The sequence below is a fragment of the Fibrobacter sp. UWB3 genome (assembly GCF_002210405.1).
In the GTDB taxonomy this organism is placed as follows: Bacteria; Fibrobacterota; Fibrobacteria; order Fibrobacterales; family Fibrobacteraceae; genus Fibrobacter.
In genome coordinates this window covers 34,001-57,415 of record NZ_MWQJ01000014.1, presented here as the reverse complement: position 1 = coordinate 57,415, position 23,415 = coordinate 34,001, and the positions used below count along the sequence as shown (strand labels likewise).

21 protein-coding genes are annotated in these 23,415 nt (G+C 49.7%); 20 read left to right on the top strand and 1 reads right to left on the bottom strand.

Annotated elements, in window-relative coordinates:
• The first annotated feature begins 73 nt into the window (after nt 1-73).
• The 5 genes from rpsU (at nt 74) to B7991_RS13700 (ending at nt 4,120) form a co-directional block, all read left to right on the top strand.
• Nucleotides 74-283: a 30S ribosomal protein S21 gene (gene rpsU, locus B7991_RS13720; protein WP_014546541.1), complete on the top strand. Its 210-nt coding sequence runs from the start codon at nt 74-76 to the stop codon at nt 281-283.
• Nucleotides 284-408: 125 nt separating this feature from the next.
• On the top strand, nt 409-879 hold the full coding sequence (locus tag B7991_RS13715; RefSeq protein WP_014546542.1) for a GatB/YqeY domain-containing protein: 471 nt from the start codon (nt 409-411) through the stop codon (nt 877-879).
• Nucleotides 880-963: 84 nt separating this feature from the next.
• On the top strand, nt 964-1,605 hold the full coding sequence (locus tag B7991_RS13710; RefSeq protein WP_088631331.1) for a hypothetical protein: 642 nt from the start codon (nt 964-966) through the stop codon (nt 1,603-1,605).
• A gap of 7 nt (nt 1,606-1,612) precedes the next feature.
• Entirely contained in the window at nt 1,613-3,145 is a 1,533-nt protein-coding gene (locus B7991_RS13705; RefSeq protein WP_088631330.1) for a sigma 54-interacting transcriptional regulator, read from the top strand.
• Between the two features lie 84 nt (nt 3,146-3,229).
• Nucleotides 3,230-4,120 carry a LysR family transcriptional regulator gene (locus tag B7991_RS13700; RefSeq protein WP_088631329.1) on the top strand — a complete coding sequence of 297 codons (891 nt, stop codon included), beginning with the start codon at nt 3,230-3,232 and terminating at the stop codon, nt 4,118-4,120.
• 80 nt (nt 4,121-4,200) lie between these two features.
• Here the strand turns inward: B7991_RS13700 and B7991_RS13695 are convergent, their stop codons facing one another.
• Entirely contained in the window at nt 4,201-4,803 is a 603-nt protein-coding gene (locus B7991_RS13695; RefSeq protein WP_254917984.1) for a hypothetical protein, read from the bottom strand.
• 272 nt (nt 4,804-5,075) lie between these two features.
• Between B7991_RS13695 and tyrS the strand changes: the two genes are divergently transcribed.
• The 15 genes from tyrS (at nt 5,076) to B7991_RS13620 (ending at nt 23,399) form a co-directional block, all read left to right on the top strand.
• A complete protein-coding gene (gene tyrS / locus B7991_RS13690; protein WP_088631327.1) occupies nt 5,076-6,293 on the top strand; it encodes a tyrosine--tRNA ligase in 1,218 nt (405 codons plus the stop codon).
• 8 nt (nt 6,294-6,301) lie between these two features.
• Nucleotides 6,302-7,258, top strand: a complete 957-nt coding sequence (locus B7991_RS13685) for a 1-phosphofructokinase family hexose kinase (protein WP_088631326.1) — start codon at nt 6,302-6,304, stop codon at nt 7,256-7,258.
• Nucleotides 7,259-7,268: 10 nt separating this feature from the next.
• Nucleotides 7,269-7,979 (top strand): futalosine hydrolase, encoded by a 711-nt coding sequence (gene mqnB, locus B7991_RS13680; protein ID WP_088631325.1) that lies wholly within the window; start codon nt 7,269-7,271, stop codon nt 7,977-7,979.
• Nucleotides 7,980-8,118: 139 nt separating this feature from the next.
• On the top strand, nt 8,119-8,910 hold the full coding sequence (locus tag B7991_RS13675) for a 1,4-dihydroxy-6-naphthoate synthase (protein WP_088631324.1): 792 nt from the start codon (nt 8,119-8,121) through the stop codon (nt 8,908-8,910).
• A gap of 126 nt (nt 8,911-9,036) precedes the next feature.
• Complete coding sequence (locus B7991_RS13670; protein WP_014546551.1) at nt 9,037-9,237, top strand: hypothetical protein; 201 nt, start codon at nt 9,037-9,039, stop codon at nt 9,235-9,237.
• Nucleotides 9,238-9,422: 185 nt separating this feature from the next.
• Nucleotides 9,423-10,940 (top strand): OmpA family protein, encoded by a 1,518-nt coding sequence (locus B7991_RS13665; protein WP_235003022.1) that lies wholly within the window; start codon nt 9,423-9,425, stop codon nt 10,938-10,940.
• 11 nt (nt 10,941-10,951) lie between these two features.
• A complete protein-coding gene (locus tag B7991_RS13660) occupies nt 10,952-13,192 on the top strand; it encodes a tetratricopeptide repeat protein (RefSeq protein WP_088631322.1) in 2,241 nt (746 codons plus the stop codon).
• Nucleotides 13,193-13,271: 79 nt separating this feature from the next.
• Nucleotides 13,272-17,150: a tetratricopeptide repeat protein gene (locus tag B7991_RS13655; protein ID WP_088631321.1), complete on the top strand. Its 3,879-nt coding sequence runs from the start codon at nt 13,272-13,274 to the stop codon at nt 17,148-17,150.
• A 188-nt stretch (nt 17,151-17,338) separates the two neighbouring features.
• Nucleotides 17,339-17,977 carry a MotA/TolQ/ExbB proton channel family protein gene (locus tag B7991_RS13650; RefSeq protein ID WP_073424959.1) on the top strand — a complete coding sequence of 213 codons (639 nt, stop codon included), beginning with the start codon at nt 17,339-17,341 and terminating at the stop codon, nt 17,975-17,977.
• A 40-nt stretch (nt 17,978-18,017) separates the two neighbouring features.
• On the top strand, nt 18,018-18,908 hold the full coding sequence (locus B7991_RS13645) for a biopolymer transporter ExbD (RefSeq protein ID WP_088631320.1): 891 nt from the start codon (nt 18,018-18,020) through the stop codon (nt 18,906-18,908).
• A 2-nt stretch (nt 18,909-18,910) separates the two neighbouring features.
• Nucleotides 18,911-19,405 (top strand): biopolymer transporter ExbD, encoded by a 495-nt coding sequence (locus B7991_RS13640; protein ID WP_014546558.1) that lies wholly within the window; start codon nt 18,911-18,913, stop codon nt 19,403-19,405.
• A 3-nt stretch (nt 19,406-19,408) separates the two neighbouring features.
• Nucleotides 19,409-20,335 carry an AgmX/PglI C-terminal domain-containing protein gene (locus B7991_RS13635; protein WP_088631319.1) on the top strand — a complete coding sequence of 309 codons (927 nt, stop codon included), beginning with the start codon at nt 19,409-19,411 and terminating at the stop codon, nt 20,333-20,335.
• Between the two features lie 164 nt (nt 20,336-20,499).
• Nucleotides 20,500-21,801, top strand: a complete 1,302-nt coding sequence (locus B7991_RS13630) for a hypothetical protein (protein WP_088631318.1) — start codon at nt 20,500-20,502, stop codon at nt 21,799-21,801.
• 148 nt (nt 21,802-21,949) lie between these two features.
• Nucleotides 21,950-22,312 (top strand): hypothetical protein, encoded by a 363-nt coding sequence (locus B7991_RS13625; protein ID WP_235003023.1) that lies wholly within the window; start codon nt 21,950-21,952, stop codon nt 22,310-22,312.
• A gap of 64 nt (nt 22,313-22,376) precedes the next feature.
• Nucleotides 22,377-23,399 (top strand): rod shape-determining protein, encoded by a 1,023-nt coding sequence (locus tag B7991_RS13620; protein ID WP_088631316.1) that lies wholly within the window; start codon nt 22,377-22,379, stop codon nt 23,397-23,399.
• The last annotated feature ends 16 nt before the right edge of the window (nt 23,400-23,415 follow it).

The following is a 23,415-nucleotide window of genomic DNA, read 5'->3' as shown; positions in this document are numbered from 1 at the left end:
TACCCTTGACGGATTTAGAATATTTAGGTATATTTGGCTATCCAAAAACTGAATTTTTAACCAAAGGATTATCGTGATCGGCGTTATTGTTAAGTCCAACGAACCTTTCGAACGCGCACTCAAGCGTTTCACCAAGTCTTGCGAAAAGAATGGTATCATTTCCGACGTCAAGAAGCGTCAGCGTTTCGAAAAGCCCTCCGAAGAAAAGAAGCGTATTGAAACGGCTGCTCGTCGCAAGCGTCTCAAAGAGATTGCTGACCAGAACCGCAAGCGTCTCTACTAATTCGATTCCTTAATCGGACTTTGTTAAGCTTTAATGAGTTATCAGCTTGCGCTGATGACTCATTAGGTGTTTTATAACAAATCTTCATCGCTTGGAGCGAAGCGTTATAATCGCTCGAGGTCAATATGAGTTGTGCTTTGCTTACCCAGATTCTCGACGACATCAAGACTGCCATGAAGGCTCACGATGCCGAAACTCTCGGAACTCTTCGTACGCTCCATTCTGACATCAAGAACGAAGCTATGAAGTCTGGTGCCACTCCGGCACAGATTACCGAAAGCATTACCGATGCCATGTGCATCGACGTTCTCGCCAAGAGCGTGAAGCAGAAGCAGGAATCCATCGAAATCCTCAAGAAGGGCGGATTCCTGGACAAGATCCCGGCCGAAGAAGCTGTCATTGCCATTTACCGCAAGTACATGCCGGCCGAGATGACCGAAGACGAAGTCAAGGCCCTCATTGCCGAAATCAAGGCCGCAACGGGCGCCTCTTCTCCGAAGGACATGGGAAAGATCATGAAGGAACTTTCCCCGAAGGTCAAGGGCCGCTTTGATTCCAAGCGCGCTTCCGCCCTCGTTCAAGAAGCGTTGAAGTAACGCTACGCTTCCAGCCACGCTTTGTCATGCCCGCCACCGAGCGGGCATCTCTTTTTTTGCGGTAAAAAAAATTATATTGTTTGTATGATAAAAATTAGCTCTGTCATCGCTTTATTTCTTGTGTCGTTTGCTGCGGCTTCCGACATTTCCTGGAAAACATTTGATGTCAAGTTTGGCCCTTCATTTGGAAGCTGGAATGACGAGTCGACTTCAATGTTTGGAGGCTCGCTTTCTCTTGTAAAGCCGTTGAACCCCTACGTTGGAGTTGGCGTCATGTTGGAAGTCGCTACCGATGTTTCTGGGTGTGATGATTGTCTCAATTATGATTTCAACGAACTTTCTGAAGGCCTCGTGGTCAATTTGAATGCTCCCATTGGGCGCGGTGTTAGCTTGATTGCTAATTTCATGTTCCTTGTGAATTTTCAGGACGGAACTGCTGATGAAATCCGTTTTAACGACCCCACGCCAATTGAAGCTTACGATGCAGATGGAAATCGCATAGAAGCTTATGAATATGCGCGGGATAGGGATAACGGGGGCTATGTTTCCAAAACGTCTGAAGACTATTACTTTGAGTCGTTCATGTTCCGTTCGAACTTAGGCGTTTCTTGGCGTACAAAGAGTGAATTCTTTGGATTGGAATTTTATCCATTGGATTTTGCTATTGTAAGAGGCGGAGATTCGCGCATGACGTTCTCGTTGAATGCTGTTTTCCGCGTATTTTAGGTGATTCATGACTTCTGGTGAAGAACGTAGAATCCAAGAATTGGAGTTGCTCTACAAGATCAGCTCCATCTTGAACCAGAGTCTTGATTTCGAAACCGTGGCGCATCCGGTTTTGCAGACCGTTGAATCGGTGATGGGCGTTGAGCATGCAACGCTTACGTTGTACAACCGCCATACCGGCGAAATTTCCATTGAAATTGCAGAAGGTTTGAGCAGCCGCCAGGCGAGCAAGGGCCGCTATAAGGTGGGCGAAGGCATTACCGGTCGCGTTGTTGAAACGGGTAAGCCAATCATCATCCCGTCTGTCGCAAAGGACCCGGACTTCTTGGACCGTACGGGCCGCGGCAAGACTGAAGACAAGGCGTTCCTTTGCGTCCCGATTATCATGGAACAGGAAGTCGTTGGCGCCTTGAGTGCTGACGAACACAATCCCGACGAGGCAAACCTCAACGACCAGATTCATTTGCTCGAAATTATCGCGCAGATGCTTGCGACTGCTGTGAAACTCCGCCGTCAGGCCCGAGAAGAAAACGAAATCCTCAAGGCCGAAAACGAACGTATGGCGATGGAGCTTAAGGCTAGGTTCCAACCGGATAACATCATCGGCAAAACGCCCGAGATGCAGCAGGTCTATACGCAAATCGACCAGGTTGCCAAAAGCCCGCTCCCAGCGCTCATCGTGGGGGAGGTGGGGACTGGTAAAGGTCTTGTTGCAGAAGCCATTCATTTCCGTTCAGACCGCAATTTAGGACCGTTTGTGCGAGTGCATTGCGCGGCCCTCCCGGAGTCCGTTTTGGACCGGGAACTTTTCGGTAGCGAAAAGGGCGCCTTGGTTGGCGTCGTTAACGAGGCGCCGGGCCGCGTCGAGCAGGCCGAAGGCGGCACGCTATTCCTCGATGAAGTTGCTGAACTCACGCCGAATTTGCAGATAAAATTGCTTCGCCTTTTGCAACAGGGCGAAATGGAACGTGTTGGTGCTCGATTCCCGAAAAAGGTGAACGTGCGCGTGATTTGCGCGACCACTAAGAATTTGCAGCAGATGGTCTCGGATGGGACTTTCCGCGAAGACTTGTACTACCAGCTTCACATCGTTCCGATTTACGTACCGCCTCTTCGCAAGCGCCGCACCGACATTGTGCTTTTGGCGGATTACTTTGTGGATCATTACTGCCGCTTGGTGGGTAAGAATGTGCGTCGCCTTGCTCGCGGTACGATTGAAATGCTCATGAGCTACCCGTGGCCGGGCAATGTGCGCGAACTTGAAAACGCGATTGAACGTGCGGTGCTCTTGACCGAAGAAGACGTCATCTATCCGCATCACTTCCCGCCGACGATCCAGACGGACGAAACGAGCGGAACGCCTGTAAGTGGCAACCTCAAGCTCATGGTCGAGGCGTACGAACGCGATATCATTTGCGATGCGCTCAAGAGTAGCAAAGGCAAGATGGCCGCTGCCGCCCGCAGCCTCTCGACCACTCCGCGCATCCTGACTTACAAAATCAAACAGCTCGGCATCGACCTCACTGCTTTTAGTAAGTAGCAGTTATGTTGTCATGCCCGCCTGAATGTCATGCCCGACTTGATCGGGCACCTCCCTCTCGTCTAAAAACCTATATTTCACCCCATGGAATTGACTCAGCTTAAATACTTCTTGGAGGTGGCGCGCACGGAGCATGTCACGCAAAGTGCAAAGAACCTCTGCATCGTTCAGCCGGCGCTTACGCAAGCTATCCACAAGCTCGAAGATGAACTAGGCGTTTTGCTGTTCAAAAACTCTGGTCGAAACATCAAGCTCACTGATAGCGGAAAGTTCTTTTACGAAAAGCTCCAGCCGCTTTACGAGAATATGATGGCGCTTCCGGCTCTTCTCAAGGAGACGGCGAACAAGCAGAACAACAATGTCAAGCTGAACGTCCTTGCCGCATCCACGCTTATCACGAGTGCAGTGATTGAGTACAGACGAAGTAATTCAGATATCGACGTGGACATTGTGCAGAATGAAGAAACGAGCGTTTTCGATATCTGCGTTCGCACTTACGCGAATTACAGACCGGAACTCGACAATACCGAAAGTGACGAAACGTTTGTCCATTCCGAAAAGATTTATCTCGCAGTCCCGAATACGGCGCAGTACAAAAAGCTCAATTCTATATCGCTCTTTGATTTGAAAGACGAAAAATTTATCCGTCTTTACGGTTCCAAACAGTATCGCCAGATTTGTAATGAACTCTGCGATAGTATCGGATTCCATACAAATGTGACGTTCGAAAGTGATAACGCCGCTGTTGTCAAGGAAGCTGTTGCTGCGGGCATTGGCGTGGGTTTCTGGCCGGAACTCTCGTGGGGCAAAATGGACCACAAGCGCGTTCGGCTCCTTGAAATCACCGATACGGATTTTAAGCGCGATATCGTGGTATCGCTGCGTCGCAATAAACAGGATAATTCCAAGACAGAAGAATTCTACAACTTCTTGACCAAGTATATCCTTCGCCGTCAACAGAACAAACGGAAATAATCACGCTTGCGTGACAGGACTGTAAAAAAGAAAAGCCTCCATGTTAGACATGGAGGCTTTTCAATGGTTTAAATCAACAATTAGTTGAACGTGTAGGATGCCACGATGGAGAACGAATTGGAGGAGGCTTCGTTCTTTTCACCACGATAGTTACCGTCAGCGGAGTGATGGGAGAACGAGAATGCCACGCCGAGAGCGTTTTCATCGTTCAGCCACCATTCTTTGCCGACGGTGATGTTGAAGCCGAAGCCGGCATCAAGATTGTCGAAGTTGTAGGAGTTGCTGTTTAGAGAAATGCTTATGTCAGTCACGCCGAAAGAAGCGCTGGCATAAATGTTTTGTTCGGGGACGACGTAATAAGTTAAACCGCCGCCGAGCATAAGCATGTTGAAACCGTCGTGTTCAAGAGACTCTTCGTCGCGCCCGGCTTTGAATTCGAGGTCTGAGTAAATGGCGTTGCCAATGAAGGTAAAATGAAGGATTAAGTTGGGGTATATAGTACCGCCGAGTTTAAAGGATGCTTCAAAGGCGCCGCCGTCGCAAGTTATCTTGCCGAGACCGCCTTCAATCTTGTCTTCAAAGCTGGAATAGCCGGCACCCATCGTGGCGTTCAAGAAGAAACCATCATGGGTTTTCGGAGCAGAAGCTGCAAATGCGCAGATGGCGGCAAGTGCAATGGACAAAAGAATTTTTTTTCATATAATGTTTTCCTGATAAGTTTAAAATTTTGCGCAAAAAGTAATAAATAAAAAATCAATTCAAAGTTTATATTTGTAAATATATATTTACGTGTATTTTGATGATACAAAAGGGTTCAAATTCTTTCATATTCCGCAAATGTCCTTTTGATTTTTTACCATCGTAATGCATAACTCGTTTAATGGCAATGGACTAATGGTCAACAACTAATTACTATCTTTGTCGCGAAATTAAAAAATCAACCATTGAGATTATTATGCAATTCCGTCCTGTAAAAGAACAGCTTGAAATTTTGATGCGCGGCGTTACCGACATTGTGCCGCAAGACGAACTCGAAAAGAAACTCCAGAAGTCCTACGAAACGGGCAAGCCCCTCCGTATCAAGATGGGTGTGGATCCGACGGCTCCGGACGTTCACTTCGGTCATACGGTCGTGATGCGCAAGCTCCGCCAGTTCCAGGACCTCGGTCATACTGTTGTGCTCATTGTGGGTGACTACACGGCTCAGATTGGTGACCCGAGCGGCCGCAACAAGGCTCGTCCGCGCCTTACGCACGAACAGGTGCTCGAAAACGCGAAGGAATACCAGGAACAGTTCTTCAAGGTTGTCCGCCGCGATCAGGTCGAAATCCACTACAACGGAGAATGGTTCTCCAAGCTCCCGTTCAGCAAGGTCACAGAACTCATGGGCCAGTTCACTGTCGCCCAGATGCTCGAACGCGAAGACTTCCACAACCGCTATACGGCAAACACGCCGATCAGCCTCCACGAATTCATGTACCCGATGATGCAGGGTTACGATTCTGTCGCTATCCAGAGTGACGTGGAACTCGGCGGCACCGACCAGAAGTTCAACGTGCTTCGTGGTCGCGACCTCCAGATTTTTGAAGGCATGGAACCGCAGATCGGTCTCTTTATGCCGATTTTGCTCGGTACTGACGGCAAGGTCAAGATGTCCAAGTCCATCGGCAACTACGTTGGCCTTAACGAACCGGCTGATGTGATGTACCACAAGATTTACAGCCTCTCCGACAACATTGTCGAAAACTGGTACGAACTTTTGACCAACATTCCGCTCGACGAAGTCAAGCAGATGATGGCAGACATCGCTGCAGGCAAGATGAATCCGAACGATGCAAAGCACCGCCTCGCCATCGACATCGTGACGCAGTACTACGGTGCCGAAGCTGCCGAAGCCGCTGCCGCCAAGGAACGCGAAATCCACAGTGGTAACGCTATCCCGAGTGATGCTGCCGAATGCTCTGTTGATGCTGGCACGTATGGCGCCCTCGATCTCCTTGTGAACATCAAGGCTTTTGCTTCCAAGGGTGAAGCTCGCCGTATGGTGCAGAACGGCGGTGTGAAGATTGGCGGCGAAAAGCTCGCTGATCCGCAGGCCCAAATCGAAATCAAGGGCGGCGACCAGCTCGTTGTCCAGGTGGGCAAGCGCAAGTTCTACAAGGTGAACTTCTAAGGTAAGCGATGTCAAGGGAAATCTTAGTTCTCGGTTTGAATCCTGCTTGGCAGAGGGTGTTCTTTCTGGACAAGTTTACTCCAGGTGAAGTCCACCGCATCTCCAAGGTCAAGGAATACGCGTCGGGCAAGGGTATCAACTGCTGCCGTGTGTTGCAGCTCTTGGGCGGTACACCTCGCTTGATGCATTTCCTCGGTGCCGGGAACGGAGAAAAAATCTTTGACGAACTCTCTGCTTGCGGCATCCAGCAGGTGCCTATCTGGATTCGCGAAAATACGCGCATCTGCACGACGATTGCTTGTAACGGCGACACGACTGAACTTGTGGAGCCGTCTCCGATGCTTGCGGATTCCGAAAACGAAGATTTTGCACAAACGCTCAACGATTACTGGGATTCAACGCAGTACATCGCTTTGTGCGGAACGTTCCCGCAAGGCTTTAACGCGAAGATGTTCAATGAGCTGGACTTTAGCGACAAGCACATCTTTGTCGATGCTATTGACGGTATTGATGAACTCCTTGCAAAAGGCGTGGACCTTCTGAAAATCAACATGCTGGAATACTGCAAGCTTTTGGAACGCATGGGCATTCCGCAAGTCAAGTCTAGCCCGCAGTTCTGGAAGATGACGGCAACAGCAGTGCTTGAACGTCTCCCGATCAAGAATCTCATCGTGACCGAAGAAGATGCTCCAGTGCGTGCCTTCCGTCTCATGGAAAAGAAGTTCCAGGGCATCCAGTTGCAACCGCCGACCATCAATGTGAAAAACGATATCGGCGCCGGTGATTCGTTCTTTGCGGGCTGGCTCTATGCTTTTGAACAAAATCTTAGCTTTGAAAGTTGCTTGGCGAAGGCGACTGCAGTGGCTAGTGCCCGTTGCGAAGTCGAACGCCCGTGGAACTTGAGCCTGGATCGCGTTGCCGAGCTCGAAAGCGATCTCTCGACAAAGGTCGAACGCCTCGAATAAGGATTTTGCTATGGAGAACGACTTTGTTCCTTTGTTTGCCTTTGCGTCAAACTTGGAATTCTTTGGCGTCTTTCCAGAATGCAAGTCCTTTGTCCAAAGTAATATTCGTTTAGGCGAAATCGTCGAGTTGCCCGAAGGGCGCGGCTTTGCCGTTGTCCTTGGCGTTGGAATGCTTGAATTTGCAACAAATTTATCCGTTTTACTCTCTCGTTTTGCCGCTGAGGGGCCTTTTTCGCATGTAGTGCTTGCGGGCATCTGTGGTGCCTATCCTGGTCGCGGATTGAACGTAGGTGACGTTGTCCGCGTCGATTCCGAAATTGTTGGGGATTTGGGCGTTGTAGAATGCGATGGCTCGTTTACGACGTGGCACAAGGTTTGCGCTGCTTCTGCGAATGGCGCTTCGTCTACAGAGTCCGCACAAGTCTACGAATCTTCTCCGTTACAGGGCGCTCCTGCATGGCTTTCCAATTTGAAGCCTGTTGCCGGTCTCAGCGTGAATTGCTGCACGGGAACCGCCTCCATGGCGAAAGAGCGTAGCGAAAACTTCAATGTCGATGTAGAATCGATGGAAGGGGCCGCCTGCTTCTCGATTTGCCATGCCTTTTGCATTCCCTGCTATGAAATCCGTGGTGTCAGTAACTTTGCGTCCACTCGTGACAAATCCACCTGGCGCATCTCCGATGCTCTCGCCTCCCTCCGCACTGTTTTGACGTCATTCTGAGGGCGTAGCCCGAAGAAACGAGAGCAAGGCGAATGAAACAGGTTGCTTGCAAGCCTATTTCTGAGCCAAAGCCTCGGACGCAAAGCGTCAATCCAGTTAAATTTACTTCCAGCATCAAATTTCTTACTCCTTACAGCATATGCAACTAAAACTCGGTATCTCCACTTGCCCAAATGACACGTTCATCTACGAAGCCTTGCTCCAGGGGCTCGAAAATTCCCTATTTGAATGGAAAGTGACGTTTGCCGACGTGCAGACGCTTAACGAAATGGTCCTTCGGGGCGAACTCGACGTCGCAAAGATTAGTGCCCAGGTCTATCCCCATATTGCTGAAACCTACCGCTGCCTTGGTTGTGGGGGAGCTATCGGGTACGGCTGTGGCCCGCTTTTACTCTCTTCGGAGTCGGGTACGTTCAATCCGGAGCTCTCGACGACCCTTCCGGGCGCCAATACGACCGCAGCGCTCCTTTTCAAGTTTTGGTACGCCCATCAGTTCAAAAACGCTCCAAAACTCGAATACGCCCTCTTTAACGAGGTTTATCAGGGACTCCTGAACAAGAATATCCCTCAGGGCGTTACTATCCACGAGCATCGCTTTACGTGGAAGCGTGACGGTCTACACCTTTTGCAGGACTTGGGCGCCTATTGGGAGCAAGAAACGGGTTCTCCAATTCCGCTTGGAATTGCGGTTGCGAAAAAGGAACTGGGGTATGCGACTATCGAATCTGTCGAAAATGAAATCCGGCGCAGTCTCCAAATTGCCCGTCAAAGGCATAATCCAGTGACCCCTTTTATCGTCGAAAAAGCACAGATCGATGACGATGAAGTCATCAAGTCCCACATCGCAATGTTCGTAAATGACTTCTCCGAAAATGTCGGCGAGGCGGGTTGGAGGGCTCTTGAAAATCTGTGGCGGTTATCACGCTGTTGATAAGCTGTTGAATAAGCTTTATTCTATGTAATAGTTTATAAACGTAAACGTAATTTTGCAAAACGGCGAATTTTTAGCAAAAACTTTATTTATTTTCCAAAAAGCATCTTTTTTTGGAGTTTGCTTATGAGTTTAGTAAACGATCTCGAACTAGAAATTGAAAATTTCAAACGCGAATACGAGAAATTCGAACGCGGCAACAAATCAGCTGGCACGCGCGCTCGCAAGGTCTTGCAGAACATCAAGAAGACCTGCCAAGAGATCCGCGTTTCAATTCAAGGTGCAAAGAAGGAGGAGGAGAAGGACGATCTTCCGAGCGAGGATTGACAGATAAGTTATCCCCAAATGGCTATACCTGTGTAATTTTTACACGAAAAATGGCGTTTTTGACGAAAAGTATTTGACTAAAGTCATTTTTGAAGGTATATTCCCACATGGGTTTTGTGTTTGCCAAACTGGCAAACGTATGTTTAACGAATTTAAGTGTTCTATGATTGGAGAAACGTAGCAGTATGACCCTAAAGAAACTGGTCTTAATTACGGCCGGGGCGATGCTTCTTTCTGGAACCGCCATGGCGAAGAATATCAACGTTCCTGGCGATTTCGCAAAGATTGCAGATGCTCTCGGAAATGCGGATGCCGGGGATACAATCCTTGTCAAACGCGGTGTTTATAACGAAAACATCACCTTGATCATGGGTGTTGTTCTCAAGGGCGAGGACCCCTTGTCTACCATTATCGATGGTGGCCGTCGCGGTCCGACCGTCATGGGTACTTCGGGCGCAGAAATGTCGCACTTCACTGTGAGGAACGGTCTCGAAGGTATCCTTTGCGAAAACGCAGCCCCCTACATTCATCATTGCTATGTGATCGATAACCATGCAACTGGTATCGGTGCCTTTATTTCTCTGCCGTGGCTCCGCAACAACGTGGTGTACGGCAACCGCTGGTCCGGCATTCTCGCCTGGGGTGCAAAGTCTCTCGATGCCTACATCGAACAGAACGTTGTGCTTCGCAATGGCTACTCCGGCCTTACGCTGAAGGGACCGACTAACCTGGTCGCTCGTAACAACATTTTCATGGAAAACCACTACTACGGTGTGTTTGCTGACCCGGCTGCCGGTCAGACGAAGGTGGAATACAACAACATCTACAAGAACTACTACCCGTTCAACCAGTTCATCAAGGTGAACCGCACGAACGTGTCCTTGGACCCGAAGTTCATCAGCCCGTCTCTCGGCAACCCGAACTTCTTCTGCCAGTCCACCTCTCCGATGATCAAGCGCGGAAAGGGCAAGCTGGATATTGGTCTTACTGCAACTGACGTCGTTAAGGAAGAAGAAGCTGTCGAAGAAACACGTAATCCGGATACCGATGGCGATGGCCTTTGCGATCCGTGGGTTTCTGAAGAAGGTCTCTCCGAAAAGTATGCTGGCGTTTGCACCGGTTTCGATAACTGCCCGGAAGAAGCCGAAGACTTCGATGGCTTCCAGGACGACGATGGCTGCCCGGATGCCGACAACGACCGCGATGGTCTCTGCGACCCGTGGGTTGAAGCTAAGGGTATGCTTTCCCAGTACGCTCACATCTGTAAGGGTGTGGACCTCTGCCCGGAACAGGCTGAATCTCTCAACAACTACAAGGACGACGATGGTTGCCCGGATGAAGTTCCGCAGCCGCCGAAGAAGGTCTTCGTTCTTGAAGGTGTGAACTTCGAATCTGGTAAGTCCACGATTACTCAGGACTCCTACATCTCCTTGATGAAGGTCGTCGATATCATGGAAACCTTCCCGGAAGCTACTTTCGAAATTATTGGTCATACTGATAACATCGGTAACAAGGACAAGAACATGACCCTCTCCGCAGACCGTGCAAACGCTGTGAAGAACTTCCTTGTCGAAAAGGGTATTACCGAAAGCCGTATGACGACTAAGGGCATGGGCGATACTAAGCCTGTTGCTTCCAACAAGACACCTGAAGGACGTGCGCAGAACCGCCGTATCGAGTTCATCCGCACGGATATTAAGTAAAGGAGTAGGTGATGTTGCGTACTAGTTTCATCAAGACGTCCGCTCTCGGACTTGCCGTAGCCAGCACTTCTTTGTTTGCAGAGGCAACCTACACGCCGAATAAGTATCAGCAGAATGACTGGTTTGCAGAATTTGGTGGTAACACCGCCATGTACGTGAACCCGGCTGGTATTTCTGAAACCGATCAGCTCGAATTCAGCGCTGCATTCTTTAGCACCATTAGTGGCGAAGCTAGCCAGGAATATGTCAGCTTGACATACCCGATTGACTACAAGCACACTTTGGGCTTCTCCCTTTTCGAAAACGGTGCTTCCATTGAAGGTGGTGAATCCTATGGCGAAATTGCCGCTCAGTTCGGTTACGCTTACAGACTTTTCCACTTGCTCTCTCTTGGTGTCAACCTCGATGTGCTTTACATCAACCAGTTTGATGAACTCAAGCAGCTCACGGTTGGTGCTGACGTAGGTTTGAGCTGGAACCCGCTTGCTTCTTCGAAGTACGGTTACTTGCTCATCGGCGTTGCCGTCCAGAACCTTCTTGCTCCGGCTGTCAGCGAAGCTGATGGTGACGGTAGCTTCAAGTTCGTTCTCATGGGCGCAGCTGATGCTTATAAGATCCCGACGAACCTGAACGTTTCGTTCTTCTATCGCGGATTCAACCGTCTCCTCGAAATGAAGGCTGAATTCTCCCTCATTGATATCATTCATGATTCCGATGAAGGTGGTAAGGGTGCTAACCTCGAAATGAGCTTCACCTTGACTTACTACCTTTCTTCTCACCTTGGTGTTCGTGCTCGCTTCACTAAGGAAGGCTACCCGGTCATCGGCGCTACGGTTAACGTCAAGGATGTGAGCATCTTCCGTTACCTCGCTCTCGACCTCGAAATGTCTCACGACGATCTCTGGGCCAAGAAGAACCGTGGCTTTGTGTGGGCTGTCAAGCTTACTTCTCGCTTCGGTGATACCCGTGAAGAAAAAATCGGTGAAGAACGTTATCGCCGCTTGAAGATCGAACCTGAAAACGACTACCGCGCTGCAATGCGTCTGTACTTGAACCGTCAGTTCCTCGAAGCTGCTTATGCCTTCGGTAAGGTTCAGACCAAGTACCCGGCATTCCACTTGGTGGACCAGGCTGCTTTCTACAAGGCAAAGTCTTTCGAAAACCTCCGTATGCACAAGGCTGCTAAGTCCGTCTACGAAGACGCTATCAAGCGCTATCCGCAGAGTGACCAGCGTGCTAAGTACCACTTCCAGTTGATGAACATCGACTATAAGGAAGGCAAGTACACGGAAGCTATGACCAAGTATCAGAACATTGCTCAGAAGTTTGGTGAAAGCGACGTGAAGGCTGACGCTGACTACGTTGCTGGCCAGATCAAGTTCGAACAGGGCCTCTATCAGGAATGCGTCGACTTGCTCGCCTCCATCCTCCCGGGTAACGCAAACTACTTCTACGCTCGCTATACCATGGGTATTGCTAACAGCCGTATGGGTAAGTTCGATGAAGCTGAAAACTGCTTCCGTGACATTACGGAACAGCCGGTTTCCAACCAGTCTGAACGCGACCTTCAGGACGCTGCAAGAGTTAAGCTCGGCCACCTCTTCTTCTCTGGTGAAAAGCCGGACATCGCAGCTGCTGCTCAGATGTATGGCCAGGTCCAGAAGGAATCTCCGGTGTTCGATGAAGCTATGCTCGGTATTGCATGGTCCTTCCTCAAGGTCAACAAGCCGGATGAAGCTATCAAGCCGGCCAAGTGGATCATTTCTAACCTTCCGGAATCCTTCCTCGTGTCTGAAGCTTACCTCGTGATTGGTTACTGCCACTTCATGAAGAAGAACTATCAGGACGCTCTTGAAGCTTTGACTCAGGCTGAAAAGCGCACGGAACAGCCGATTGTGTCTGTTGCCGCTCGCGACAGCGCTCGTCAGGCTTACGATGCAATGCAGAGCCAGTTCGACTCCGTTCAGGTTATTGCTTTGGATCTTGCTCGCCAGCTTCCGACTCCGCGTGTGGAAAGCAAGCGCGAAGCTTTGCGTCCGACGTTCAACAAGGCTAACCAAGCTATTGAAGATTACGCTTCCTTCATGCAGAGATCCATCCAGAGTGACCGCTTCGAATCCAACCGTAAGCGTATCTTGGATGACGCTGGCTTTACAAAGGCTACCCTCTTGTCTAAGATGGGTGGTGCTGGCGGTGGCTCATCGAAGAATTCTGGCGCATCTGAAATGCCCTCGTTGGAGGATGACCTCTAATAGTTATAGTTGCGGGCCCGCTTAAAACCGGGTCCGTCCTTTTTATTTTTTAGAAATAATCATAGGTGGATAGAGAACGATGAAAAATCTATTGCTCGTTTCAGCAATTGTTTGCTCCATGGCCGGAACATCTTTTGCTGCATCGGACCCGTGTAAAGATAAGACTACCGAAGCAAAGAATCTTTACGCAAAGTGCAAATCCATTGGAAAGGGCAACTCTGGTTATGAACAGTGCGCCAGTTCCTATAGAGTTATTAAGAACCAGGCTGAACAGGCTTGCCGTTCTGGTGGCCTCGACGAACAGGGCATGCGCGATGCTATCGCCCAGTGGGAACGTCAGGTAGAACGCTGCAAGGGCAAGGTGAGCAACCGTTGCGCAAGCTCCTTGCAACAGCTCGGTCACTATCAGTTCCAGCTCGAAGAAAAGCAGTTCCTCGACAAGAACGCCCAGTATGAAGAAGATGTCGCATGGTGCGCTGACCGTGATAACAAGCCGGCAAAGTGCGCCAACATTGGCCAGTTCCCGAAGCCGGATCACCAGAAGTCTTTGGGCTATTTCCTCGAATACATCGACAAGTATCCGAAGGAAGCCAAGGCTCCGACCGTGATTTACCAGGCTGCAGCAGTGCAGGAAGCTAGCGGCGAAGACGACAAGGCATACAAGCTCCGTATGCAGCTCGTCCGCGACTTCCCGGACAACGGTCTTGTGCCGAAGGCATGGCTCCGTATTGCAGAATACCACTTCATGAACCGTAAGTTCAAGGACGCTATCGGAGCCTATAAGAAGGTGACGGGCTTCGAAAACCTCACGGGTAAGGAAGCTGCACTTGCCATGTACCACTTGGCAGAATCTTACTATAACACTGCCGAATACGAAATTGCTGCTAAGCAGTACTTCGACTACATCGTCGGCGCTGACAAGGGTAAATACCCGAACGACTTGCGCGCAGAAGCTATGGACTTCATGGCTGCTTCCTTCTCTGACTTGGAAGGTGGTGGTGTCCAGGAAGCTGAAGCTTTCTTGAGGGACAAGAAGGTTCCGTTCAAGGACTCTGTCTACTACCGTATCGGTATGAAGAACAAGGACCATGACCGTAACGAAGAAGCTGTCCAGTCCTTCAAGCGCTTGATGAACATCAACCCGGACTATATCGACGCTCCGCTCGCCGATATTGCCATGATCGAAATCTTGATCGTGCAGCAGAAGTTCGAAGACGCTCAGGCTCACCGTTATGAAGTCGTGAAGCGTTACGACCGCAACTCTTCTTGGTACAAGAAGAACCAGAAGTATCCGGAATCTGTGAAGAATGCTGAAGCAGCCATCCGTGGCGCTATGCTCGACATTCCGCAGTACCATCACGCTCAGGCTGCTAAGCTCACCAAGGAAGGTGATATCGAAGGCGGCAAGAGACAGTATGCTAAGGCTATCGAAGCTTATGAAGCATTCCTCAAGCGTTATGCCAAGGAACCGACTTGGGACGAATACAAGGTTCACATCAACCTCGCTCTCGTTTACCAGGAAATGGGTCAGCATGCTAACGCAGCCAAGATGTTCAACTGGATCGTCGAAACCGATACGACCCGCTATGGCCGTCGCGAAATGGGTTCTGGCACGCTCCTCTCCAAGGACGAAGCTGGTTACAACGCCGTTCTCATGATGGACCAGGCTCGCGAAAATGCTCGCAAGACCAAGGCTAACGATGACGCCGTCCAGGCTTACAACTTGCCGGAAACCAAGGCTTACTTCGACCAGGTCGATAAGTACATGGCCAAGTTCGGTAAGAACAAGGAAGCTGCAGAACTTGCATACAACGCTGCTATCGTTCACTACGATGCAAAGCAGTTCAGTGTTGCCGTGAACGTCCTCCGCAAGCTCAAGAAGGACTTCCCGAAACACCAGTACATTTTGCTCATCAGCCGTATGCTTGCCCAGTCCTTGCTGGAATCCAACCAGCTCGACGAATCCCTCACGGAATTCGAATGGCTCCTCAAGCAGTACAAGGCCAAGGAAACTCGCAACGACTCCATGGCTGCTGAAATCGAAAAGGCTATCGCTTACGTTCTCTTCCAGAAGGCTGAATCCTCCGTCAAGGCTGGCAAGAACGAAGCTGGTGCTAAGGCTTACTTGGACCTCGTGAAGCGCTACCCGAACATCGACATTGCTGACAAGGCAATCTTCGAAGCCGCTGCCGCTTACGAAGCAACCAACCAGTACAAGAAGGCTGCTGAAACGTTCATGCTCCTCCCGAAGAGCTATGCTAAGTCTCCGCTCACGGTTAAGGGTATCTTGCGTGCTGCAAGCAACTACAAGAAGGACAAGCAGCCGGTTCAGGCCGCCAAGACGTTCTTGTTCATTACTGACAACTTCCCGCAGGACTCCATGGCCTTCTCGGCAATCGGCTTTGCCGCTCAGACCTATGACTCCATCCCGGATAAGAAGCAGGCTGCTATTACCTTCGAACTTGCTTACAAGCGTTATCCGCAGAACGAAGAAACTCCGTCCTTCCTCTATAGCGCATGCTTGAGCTACGACGAAGCTAAGATGACCAACGAAGCTATCCGCTGCTCCAAGGACCTCGTCCGCGACTATCCGAAGAGCTCTTACGCTGTTGACGCTGCCTTCTCTATCCCGATGGCATACGCTAACGCTAAGAAGTGGGACCTCGCCATCCAGGAATATCGCAACTTCATCAAGATGTACCAGGAAGACAAGGAAAAGCTCATCGCTGCTTACATCGGTATCGCACGTGCCTACCGCAACGTGAAGGATATGGAAAACTCTGTTGACGCTTACAAGAAGACTCTTGAAGCTTACGACAAGTACGGTTTGCAGATCAAGAACGCAGACGCTGCTATCCCGGCTGAAGCTGCATTCTACATGGGTGAATACGAATACAACAAGATGACTCCGGTTGTCTTGAAGGGCAAGGAAAAGGAAAAGGCCAAGATCATCAAGAGCTTGGTTGAAATCCTCCAGAAGGCTATGGGTCACTACTCCAAGTCTGCTGCTTACGCATCTGAAAAGTGGACCTTCCGTGCCACCAACAAGATGGGTATGCTCTTCGTGACGATGGCTGCTAAGATTCGTGAACAGCAGCTCAACGGTAAGAAGGAAGAAGAAAAGTTTGCAGAACGCATTGGCATTGTGCAGCAGCTCCCGTCTTACTACGAACAGGCTCGTCCGATCTTCCAGAAGAACATCGACCTTGCTCGTGACCAGGGCTTCTACAACAAGGACGTGATCGCTGCAGAAATGGGCTACATCGAAATGTACTACCAGGGCTGCGCTGTGTTCGTCGAAGTTGCTGACGCATTCGCTAACTCCCCGCTTCCGGATAGTGCTTTGATCGTGCGTGAATACATCGGCCAGGGCATGGTGAAGGATGACGCTATCATGGCTGCCCATGAAGACTTGGAAGCCTACCGTGAAGAATTGAACAGCCGTTCTGATGCCGCTAAGCAGCTCGCTATCCCGCAGTGCGCAACCGGTATCAAGGCTTCTGCTCACTACGGTATCGAAAACGAATGGACGACCAAGCTCTTCGAAACCTTGAGAAAGCTCGACGAAGCTAACGAAGATCTCAATACCAAGATCGAAAAGTTCGACCCGTCCACGCTGTTCGCTGACCCGACCTACTTCAAGTTGAAGGCTCGTATCGAACAGATTGAACAGTCTGACGCTATGACCTTGGAAGAAAAGGTGGCTACATTCCGCAACATCGTCAAGGAAACTAAGGACGATCGTGCAAAGCTTGAAGAAGAACTCGCCAAGCTCAAGGAATGGACTGCTAACCCGAGCTTGATCCCGGCATCCGAAAGAGGTGTTGAAGCTGTTTCTGAATCTTCTAGCGATGAAGAAGCCGTTGAACAGACCTCCAAGAAGTCCAAGAAGGGCAAGAAGGCTAAGTCTGAAGCCAAAAAGTCCAAGAAAAAGGGCAAAAAAGGCAAGAAGAAATAGCGGTAAAAACTATTTTACGGGGAATCCTAGTTCATGGGATTCCCCTATTTTATTGGGCTTGAGGGCGATTGCCTAGCGGTAAAGAAAGTTTTACTACTAAAATCTCCCACAACGCTCCAAAAAAAAATAAATATGAACGAAGATTATCAAAAACAACAAAAACAATAACTCAATTAAAGGAGTCTCTAATGTCTAAATTGCTTCAATCCTTCAGCCCTGAATCTGATGGTTACCAGTTCATGTGGATCATCTTGGTCGTGTTCATCATCGGCCTTGGCTTCTCCCTGGAACGTGTTACCTACATTATGATTAAGAGCTCCAAGGGCCGCGGTAAGTTCATGGCCGATTTCGGTAAGCTCGTCATGCAGAACCAACTCGAACAGGCTCTCCAGTTCGCTAAGAGCTCCAAGCTCCCGATCGCTAAGGTTATGGACGCTATCGTCGCTGCTAAGCTCAACTGCAAGGATGCTGACAAGGCTCGTGACTTGATGACTGCTGCTTCTGACGCTGTGTTCCTCACTGAAGCTCCGCGCCTCACTCGCTACATCTCCATCATCTCCGTTATGGCTTCCATCTCCACGTTGCTCGGACTTATGGGTACGATTTACGGTCTGATCTACACATTCGACGCTGTTGCTAACAAGCCGGCTTCTGAACGTGCTAAGGCTCTTGCTGATGGTATTGCTATCGCTATGGGTACTACGCTCCTCGGACTTCTCTCTGCAGTTCCGCTCCTCGTCATCGTTGGTCTTCTCAACATGAACTCCGAACGCCTCATCCAGGAAATGGAAGAAAAGGGCCTCAAGATTATCAACTCCCTCGCATAATCAATCAGAGAGTTTAATTTTAACTGGAGTTTAAATAAACATGGCAAAAAATATCAAGAAACCAGGAAAGGTCGAAGAACCGGATTTGCTTCCGGCGATGGGCTTGTTCACCATCTTGATTCCTATGCTTTTGACCATGACTGCTTTCTCCAAACTCGCCATTGTCGAAGTGAATCTGCCTGAACGCAGCCAGATGATCATGGACAATGACGTGCCGCCTCCACCTGATGAGCAGGCATTGAACTTGTCCCTCGCTATCGCTAACAACTACCTTGTTATCGGTGCACGCGGTGGTTTCCAGCCGAACGTCTATTTCAAGGAAATGTGGACGTTCCGTTGCAAGTCTGATGCTCAGCTCGTTACGTATCCGATGGAAGACGTGAAGACGGCTGTTGAAAGTGGACATGGACCGAAGTGCAAAGATGGTTCCGAAATGGACAAAGAGAAGTATCTCTACGAAATCGAAACCATCGAACTCTGGGCTATTCAGAAAGAATCTGAAGAAGACCCGGGTAAGGTCATCTGGGCCGCATATAAGAACGACGGTAGCTCTGAAGAAGCTCATGCCGACAGTGCTTATGTAGACGGCGCCAACAACTTCTTGTCCCTTCCGGGTGAAGGCGCAATGGGTTTGCAGAAGCCGGCCGCTCTCAAGGCTCCGACTCCGGGCATGGCTGTTGCAACGCTTCAGCCGAACTCTGCCCGCACTCTCAAGCCGGGTGACAAGACAATGGTTTATCCGCTCTCCGCATACGATCTCATTGCTAAGGACTTGATCGCAATCCATACTCAGTTCATCGACTTGGACGACGTTGATAACATCATCATCGTTGCAAACGACGACACTCAGTTCGATAAGATCATCCAGCTCATGGACCGTGCTAAGGAAGCTGGTTTCAGCAAGATCAACCTTGCAAAGTTGGGAGGTTAATCATGGCTAGAAAATCTCGTAAGTATAGCGAAGACGTACCTTTCTCCTTAACGTCCATGATGGACATGATGACCATCATCTTGGTGTTCATGATCAAGAACATGGACGCTGAAGGTCAGCTCTTGACCCAGGCAGAAAACTTGATTCTTCCGATCTCGACCTCCAAGGTCCAGCCGAAGGAAGTTTCTTTGACTGTCGTGGTCGATGCTAACTACGTTATCGTTGACAATGAAAAGGTCGTGCCGACCGCTGACGTTCTCGCTCAGGAAGACCTCCTCGTTACGAAGGTGGACGAAATCCTGAAGGACCGTCGCGCTATCGAACAGGAACACGCTCTCAAGATGGGCCTTCCTGCTGACGAAGCTGGTCACATCATTGTCCAGATTGACAAGAACATCCCGTATGATGCGATGTATAAGGTCATGGCCACTTGTGGCTTCTCCGGATACACGAATATCGCATTCGCCGTGATGGAAAAGAACGGCGGGGAGGAATAATCAATGGCAAAGAAGAACATAGATCCGTTTATTGCGTCGCTCATGCCGGAATCCGACAAGAAGATGGGCGCAATCGCCGGTGTCTCTCTTGTGATCGCTTTGGCTATGTGTATTTGGGCTTCCATGTACGAACAGGTCGTTGCTGAAGTCGTATTCGACAACGCTGATTCCGTGGACCTTACTACTTCCATGCAGATTGAGCAGAAGGAAGAAAAGAAGGAAGAAAAGAAGAAGCCTGAACCGAAGAAGCCTCGTAAAAAAGCTGGTGGCGGTGGTAAGCCGCGCGGTAAGGGTCAGCCGAACGCTCCGCAGACTCGCGGCGTGCTCAAGCTCCTCACTGCTCAGACCAAGAATGCCTCTGCTGCTGCTTATGACTTGATGAAGAACCAGAAGTTCACTAAGGACATCGATAAGGTGCTCAAGGACGTCGCTGGTCTCCAGACTACGGGTAAGACCGTTCTCGGTGGCCGTCGCGGTAAGGCTAATGGTGGCTTCAATGAAGGTTATGCAGAAGGTGGTTCCGGTGGTATCGGTGACGGCCTTGCAGGTCTCCTTGGCGGTGGTGGCGGTGGTATCGCTACTAAGGCTAAGGGTTCCATCAAGACTCCGTCTATGCGTGATATCGACATGGGTGCCGGTGGTGGTTCTCGTTCCGCTGCAGACATCATGAAGGTTGTCCGCCAGCGTACTCCGGGTCTTCGCCACATCTATAACAAGTGCCTGAAGAAGAAGCCGGGATTCCAGGGTAAGGTTACTCTGAGATTCACGATCGCTCCGGGTGGCGAAATCATCAGCATCTCCACTGTTTCTTCGACGACCGGTTTCGCAGAATTCGACTCCGAAGTCAAGAATGCAGTGAGCCGCTGGACCTTCAGCAAGGTGAAGTCCGGTAACACTACGGTTACGATTCCGTTCACGTTCTCCGAATAATTCACTTCAAAAGCTTGAAAAAAAGATCAGACGCGAGTCTGGTCTTTTTTTGTATCTCGATTTTGGGTATAATGTCAAAAAAAATGGTCTTTCATTAAAATTTTGTTGCGTTTTTTCTTTTATAAAACTAACTTTATAAAAGAATTTTCAATAGGAGTTATTCCATGAACTTAAAAACCGTAGCTGCGGTCGGTACCGCATTTGGAATTCTTGGTGTCGGATCTGCCTTTGCAACGTTCGCCCGTATTGAATCTATGGGCAAAAACACCACTTACATCATGGATGATGTGAGCATTTTTGATAACGCTGCAAACATCAATCTCTACTCCAACTACTTGATTGGTGAATTCGGCCCTTATACCGACAACGATTTGAAGGCTGGTGGAAACGTTGATCCGCAGCATCCGAGCTTTGGTGGCATTTTCTCCATTGCTATTGGCGATGACAACAATCCGGACCCGCGTATCTCTATCGGTGGTCTCTTTGGCCGTGTGAATGCTGAACTTATGCAGTATTTGCCGAACAAGGTCGTCGGAGACAATGGCGAAGTTACTAATGTCCCTGAAACGGTGACGAACTTCGACGGCTTCTTGGGCGGTACGCTCTCGGACGGCAATGCCTGGGGCTTGCATGTTTATATTGCAACGCAGGATGGTGGTGACAAGGGTGAAGATGGCAACTACCAGGTGTCCAAGAACTCCTTTGCCTCTGTTGTGCAGGCTGACGGTGGTATGAACTTCCAGTTCACGAACTACTTCGACTTGGAATTCTCTCTCGCTTTGGCCCGTATCCAGTACGGTCCGGAACACCACAACTTCTTTGACGATGGCAACTTCTCCTGGTTGATCAAGTCTCGTGCATTCTTTACTTTGGACGCCATTAACGGCGAACTCGTGCCGGCCTTGAACCTCAAGTTCATCGATGCTCCGGGGCTGGATGAAAAGCATGCTCAGGTTGGCGTTGGTGTCAACGTCGCTCTCGACCGTGGCTTCTTCTGGATGGGCTTGGACTTTATCTATAACAAGAGAAAGGCTCATGACTGGTTCTATGAAAAAGGTGTCTGGACTTACGATTCCCGTAACGAAGACAACAAGATTTGGGACGACCGTACCGATGTCGGTGGCATGATCAGCTTCGGTATCGAACGTAACATTTGGTGGGATTGGTTCGTGATCCGTGTTGGCGGTCAGAAGTCTATCCTTTATACAAAGTGCAATGTCAACGACAAGAATGCTGACAAGTACACCAAGGATCATTATGGTATCTGCAAGGACGATGGCAACTTCTTCACCACGAATCCGCTTGCTGACGGTACCTCTAAGGACCATGTTGGCTTCGGTTTCGGTATCAACATCGAAGAAAAGTTGAAGATCGACGTGACCGTTGCTGAAGACCTCCTCTTCCGCAACCCGTTCCAGGGCGAAGGCCGTCTCTTCTCCAGAATCTCTGCAACGTATTCGTTCTAACTGGTCATTAGTCAATGGTTAGTAGTCATTAGTTAAGGTCATTGGCTTGAGTCGATAATTCTAACGACTAATGACCAACAACTAAACACTAGCAACAATTTTCGAAGCGCACTCCATCTGGGTGCGTTTCTTTTTTTATTTTATGGGCATGAAGAAAATTTTAACCCTCATATTCCTTGTACTGCTCTCGTCTTGTTCGGAACCGACGGAGCGTATCGAAAAGAAGCTCCTCTCGTATTTGCAGGAGGACTTGAAGTTCATGGTTGCAGAGACCTTGAATGCGAATGCGACGAAGGCTGATTTGCTCGATGAACCGTATTACAAGATTCGTGATTTTAGGTTGTTCGAAGGCGCCGAGGCGGAGATTTATGCAGCCTATGCCGAAGTCGATTTTTACATCTATCGCGACCTCGCTATGTACGAAAAGCGCAAGTATCGTTACGAAGTCCATGGCAGGCATTGGGACCGCTATTCCAAGGTTCTAAAATTTGGCAAGGACAAAAATCCATAGGTTATAAACGGGCTTGATTTAGTTATATTTGGGTTGTGGGATTTCTTTTTTAGAGGGCCAAATTTTGTTCGGACTTTTCTCTTGTGATATTGGTATTGACCTGGGTACCGCCAATACGCTCGTCCACGTGGCTGGACAGGGCATTGTCATTAACGAACCGACTGTGATTGCTGTTGACCGTAAGAGCAATCGCGTGACTGCAATTGGCGGCGAAGCTAAGAAGATGCTTGGTCGTACGTCTGGCGAAAGCCGTGCTATCCGCCCGATGCGCGATGGCGTGATTGCTGATTTTGAACTTGTGGAAACGCTTTTGCGCACCTTTATTACGCGTGTGCAGCGCTATCCGTTGTGGATGGTAAAACCGCGTGTGGTGGTTGGCGTTCCGAACGGAATTACTGAAGTGGAAACGCGTGCCGTGATCGATGCTATCAAGATGACTGGCGCAAAGGAAGTCCACCTGGTTCACGAACCGATGGCTGCCGCTATTGGTATGGGCATTCCTGTTGAAGAACCTGTCGGTAACATGATTGTGGATATTGGCGGCGGTACGTCTGACATCGCTGTGATTGCCTTGAACAAGTCTGACTGCAACGGCTCTGTGCGCGTTGGCGGTGATGAAATGGACGAGGCCATTGTGCGCTACCTTCGCACTATGTACAACCTCTGCGTTGGCGAAAGCACTGCTGAACAGATCAAGATACAGATCGGTTCTGCTAGTCCGCTCGAAGAAGAATTGACGATGGAAGTCAAGGGTCTTGACTTTATTGCCGGTATGCCGCGCACGATTCCTATCGGTAGCGCCGAAATCCGCGAAGCCATCAATGAACCGGTGACGGCCATTATCGAAGCCGTGAAGCAGGCCTTGAGCATCACGCTCCCGGAACTTTCTGCCGATATTTATGACAAGGGCATCATCCTCACGGGTGGTGGCTCCCAGTTGCGCGGCCTCGATGAACGTATCCGCAAGGAAACGGGTCTCTCCGTGAACGTGATTGACGATCCGATGACTTGCGTTTGCAAGGGTGCTGCCCGCATTCTCGAAGACCTGGACAAGTACCGTCCTGTTTTGGTGGCTTCTTCTACCTAAATTCTGAAATTGCACT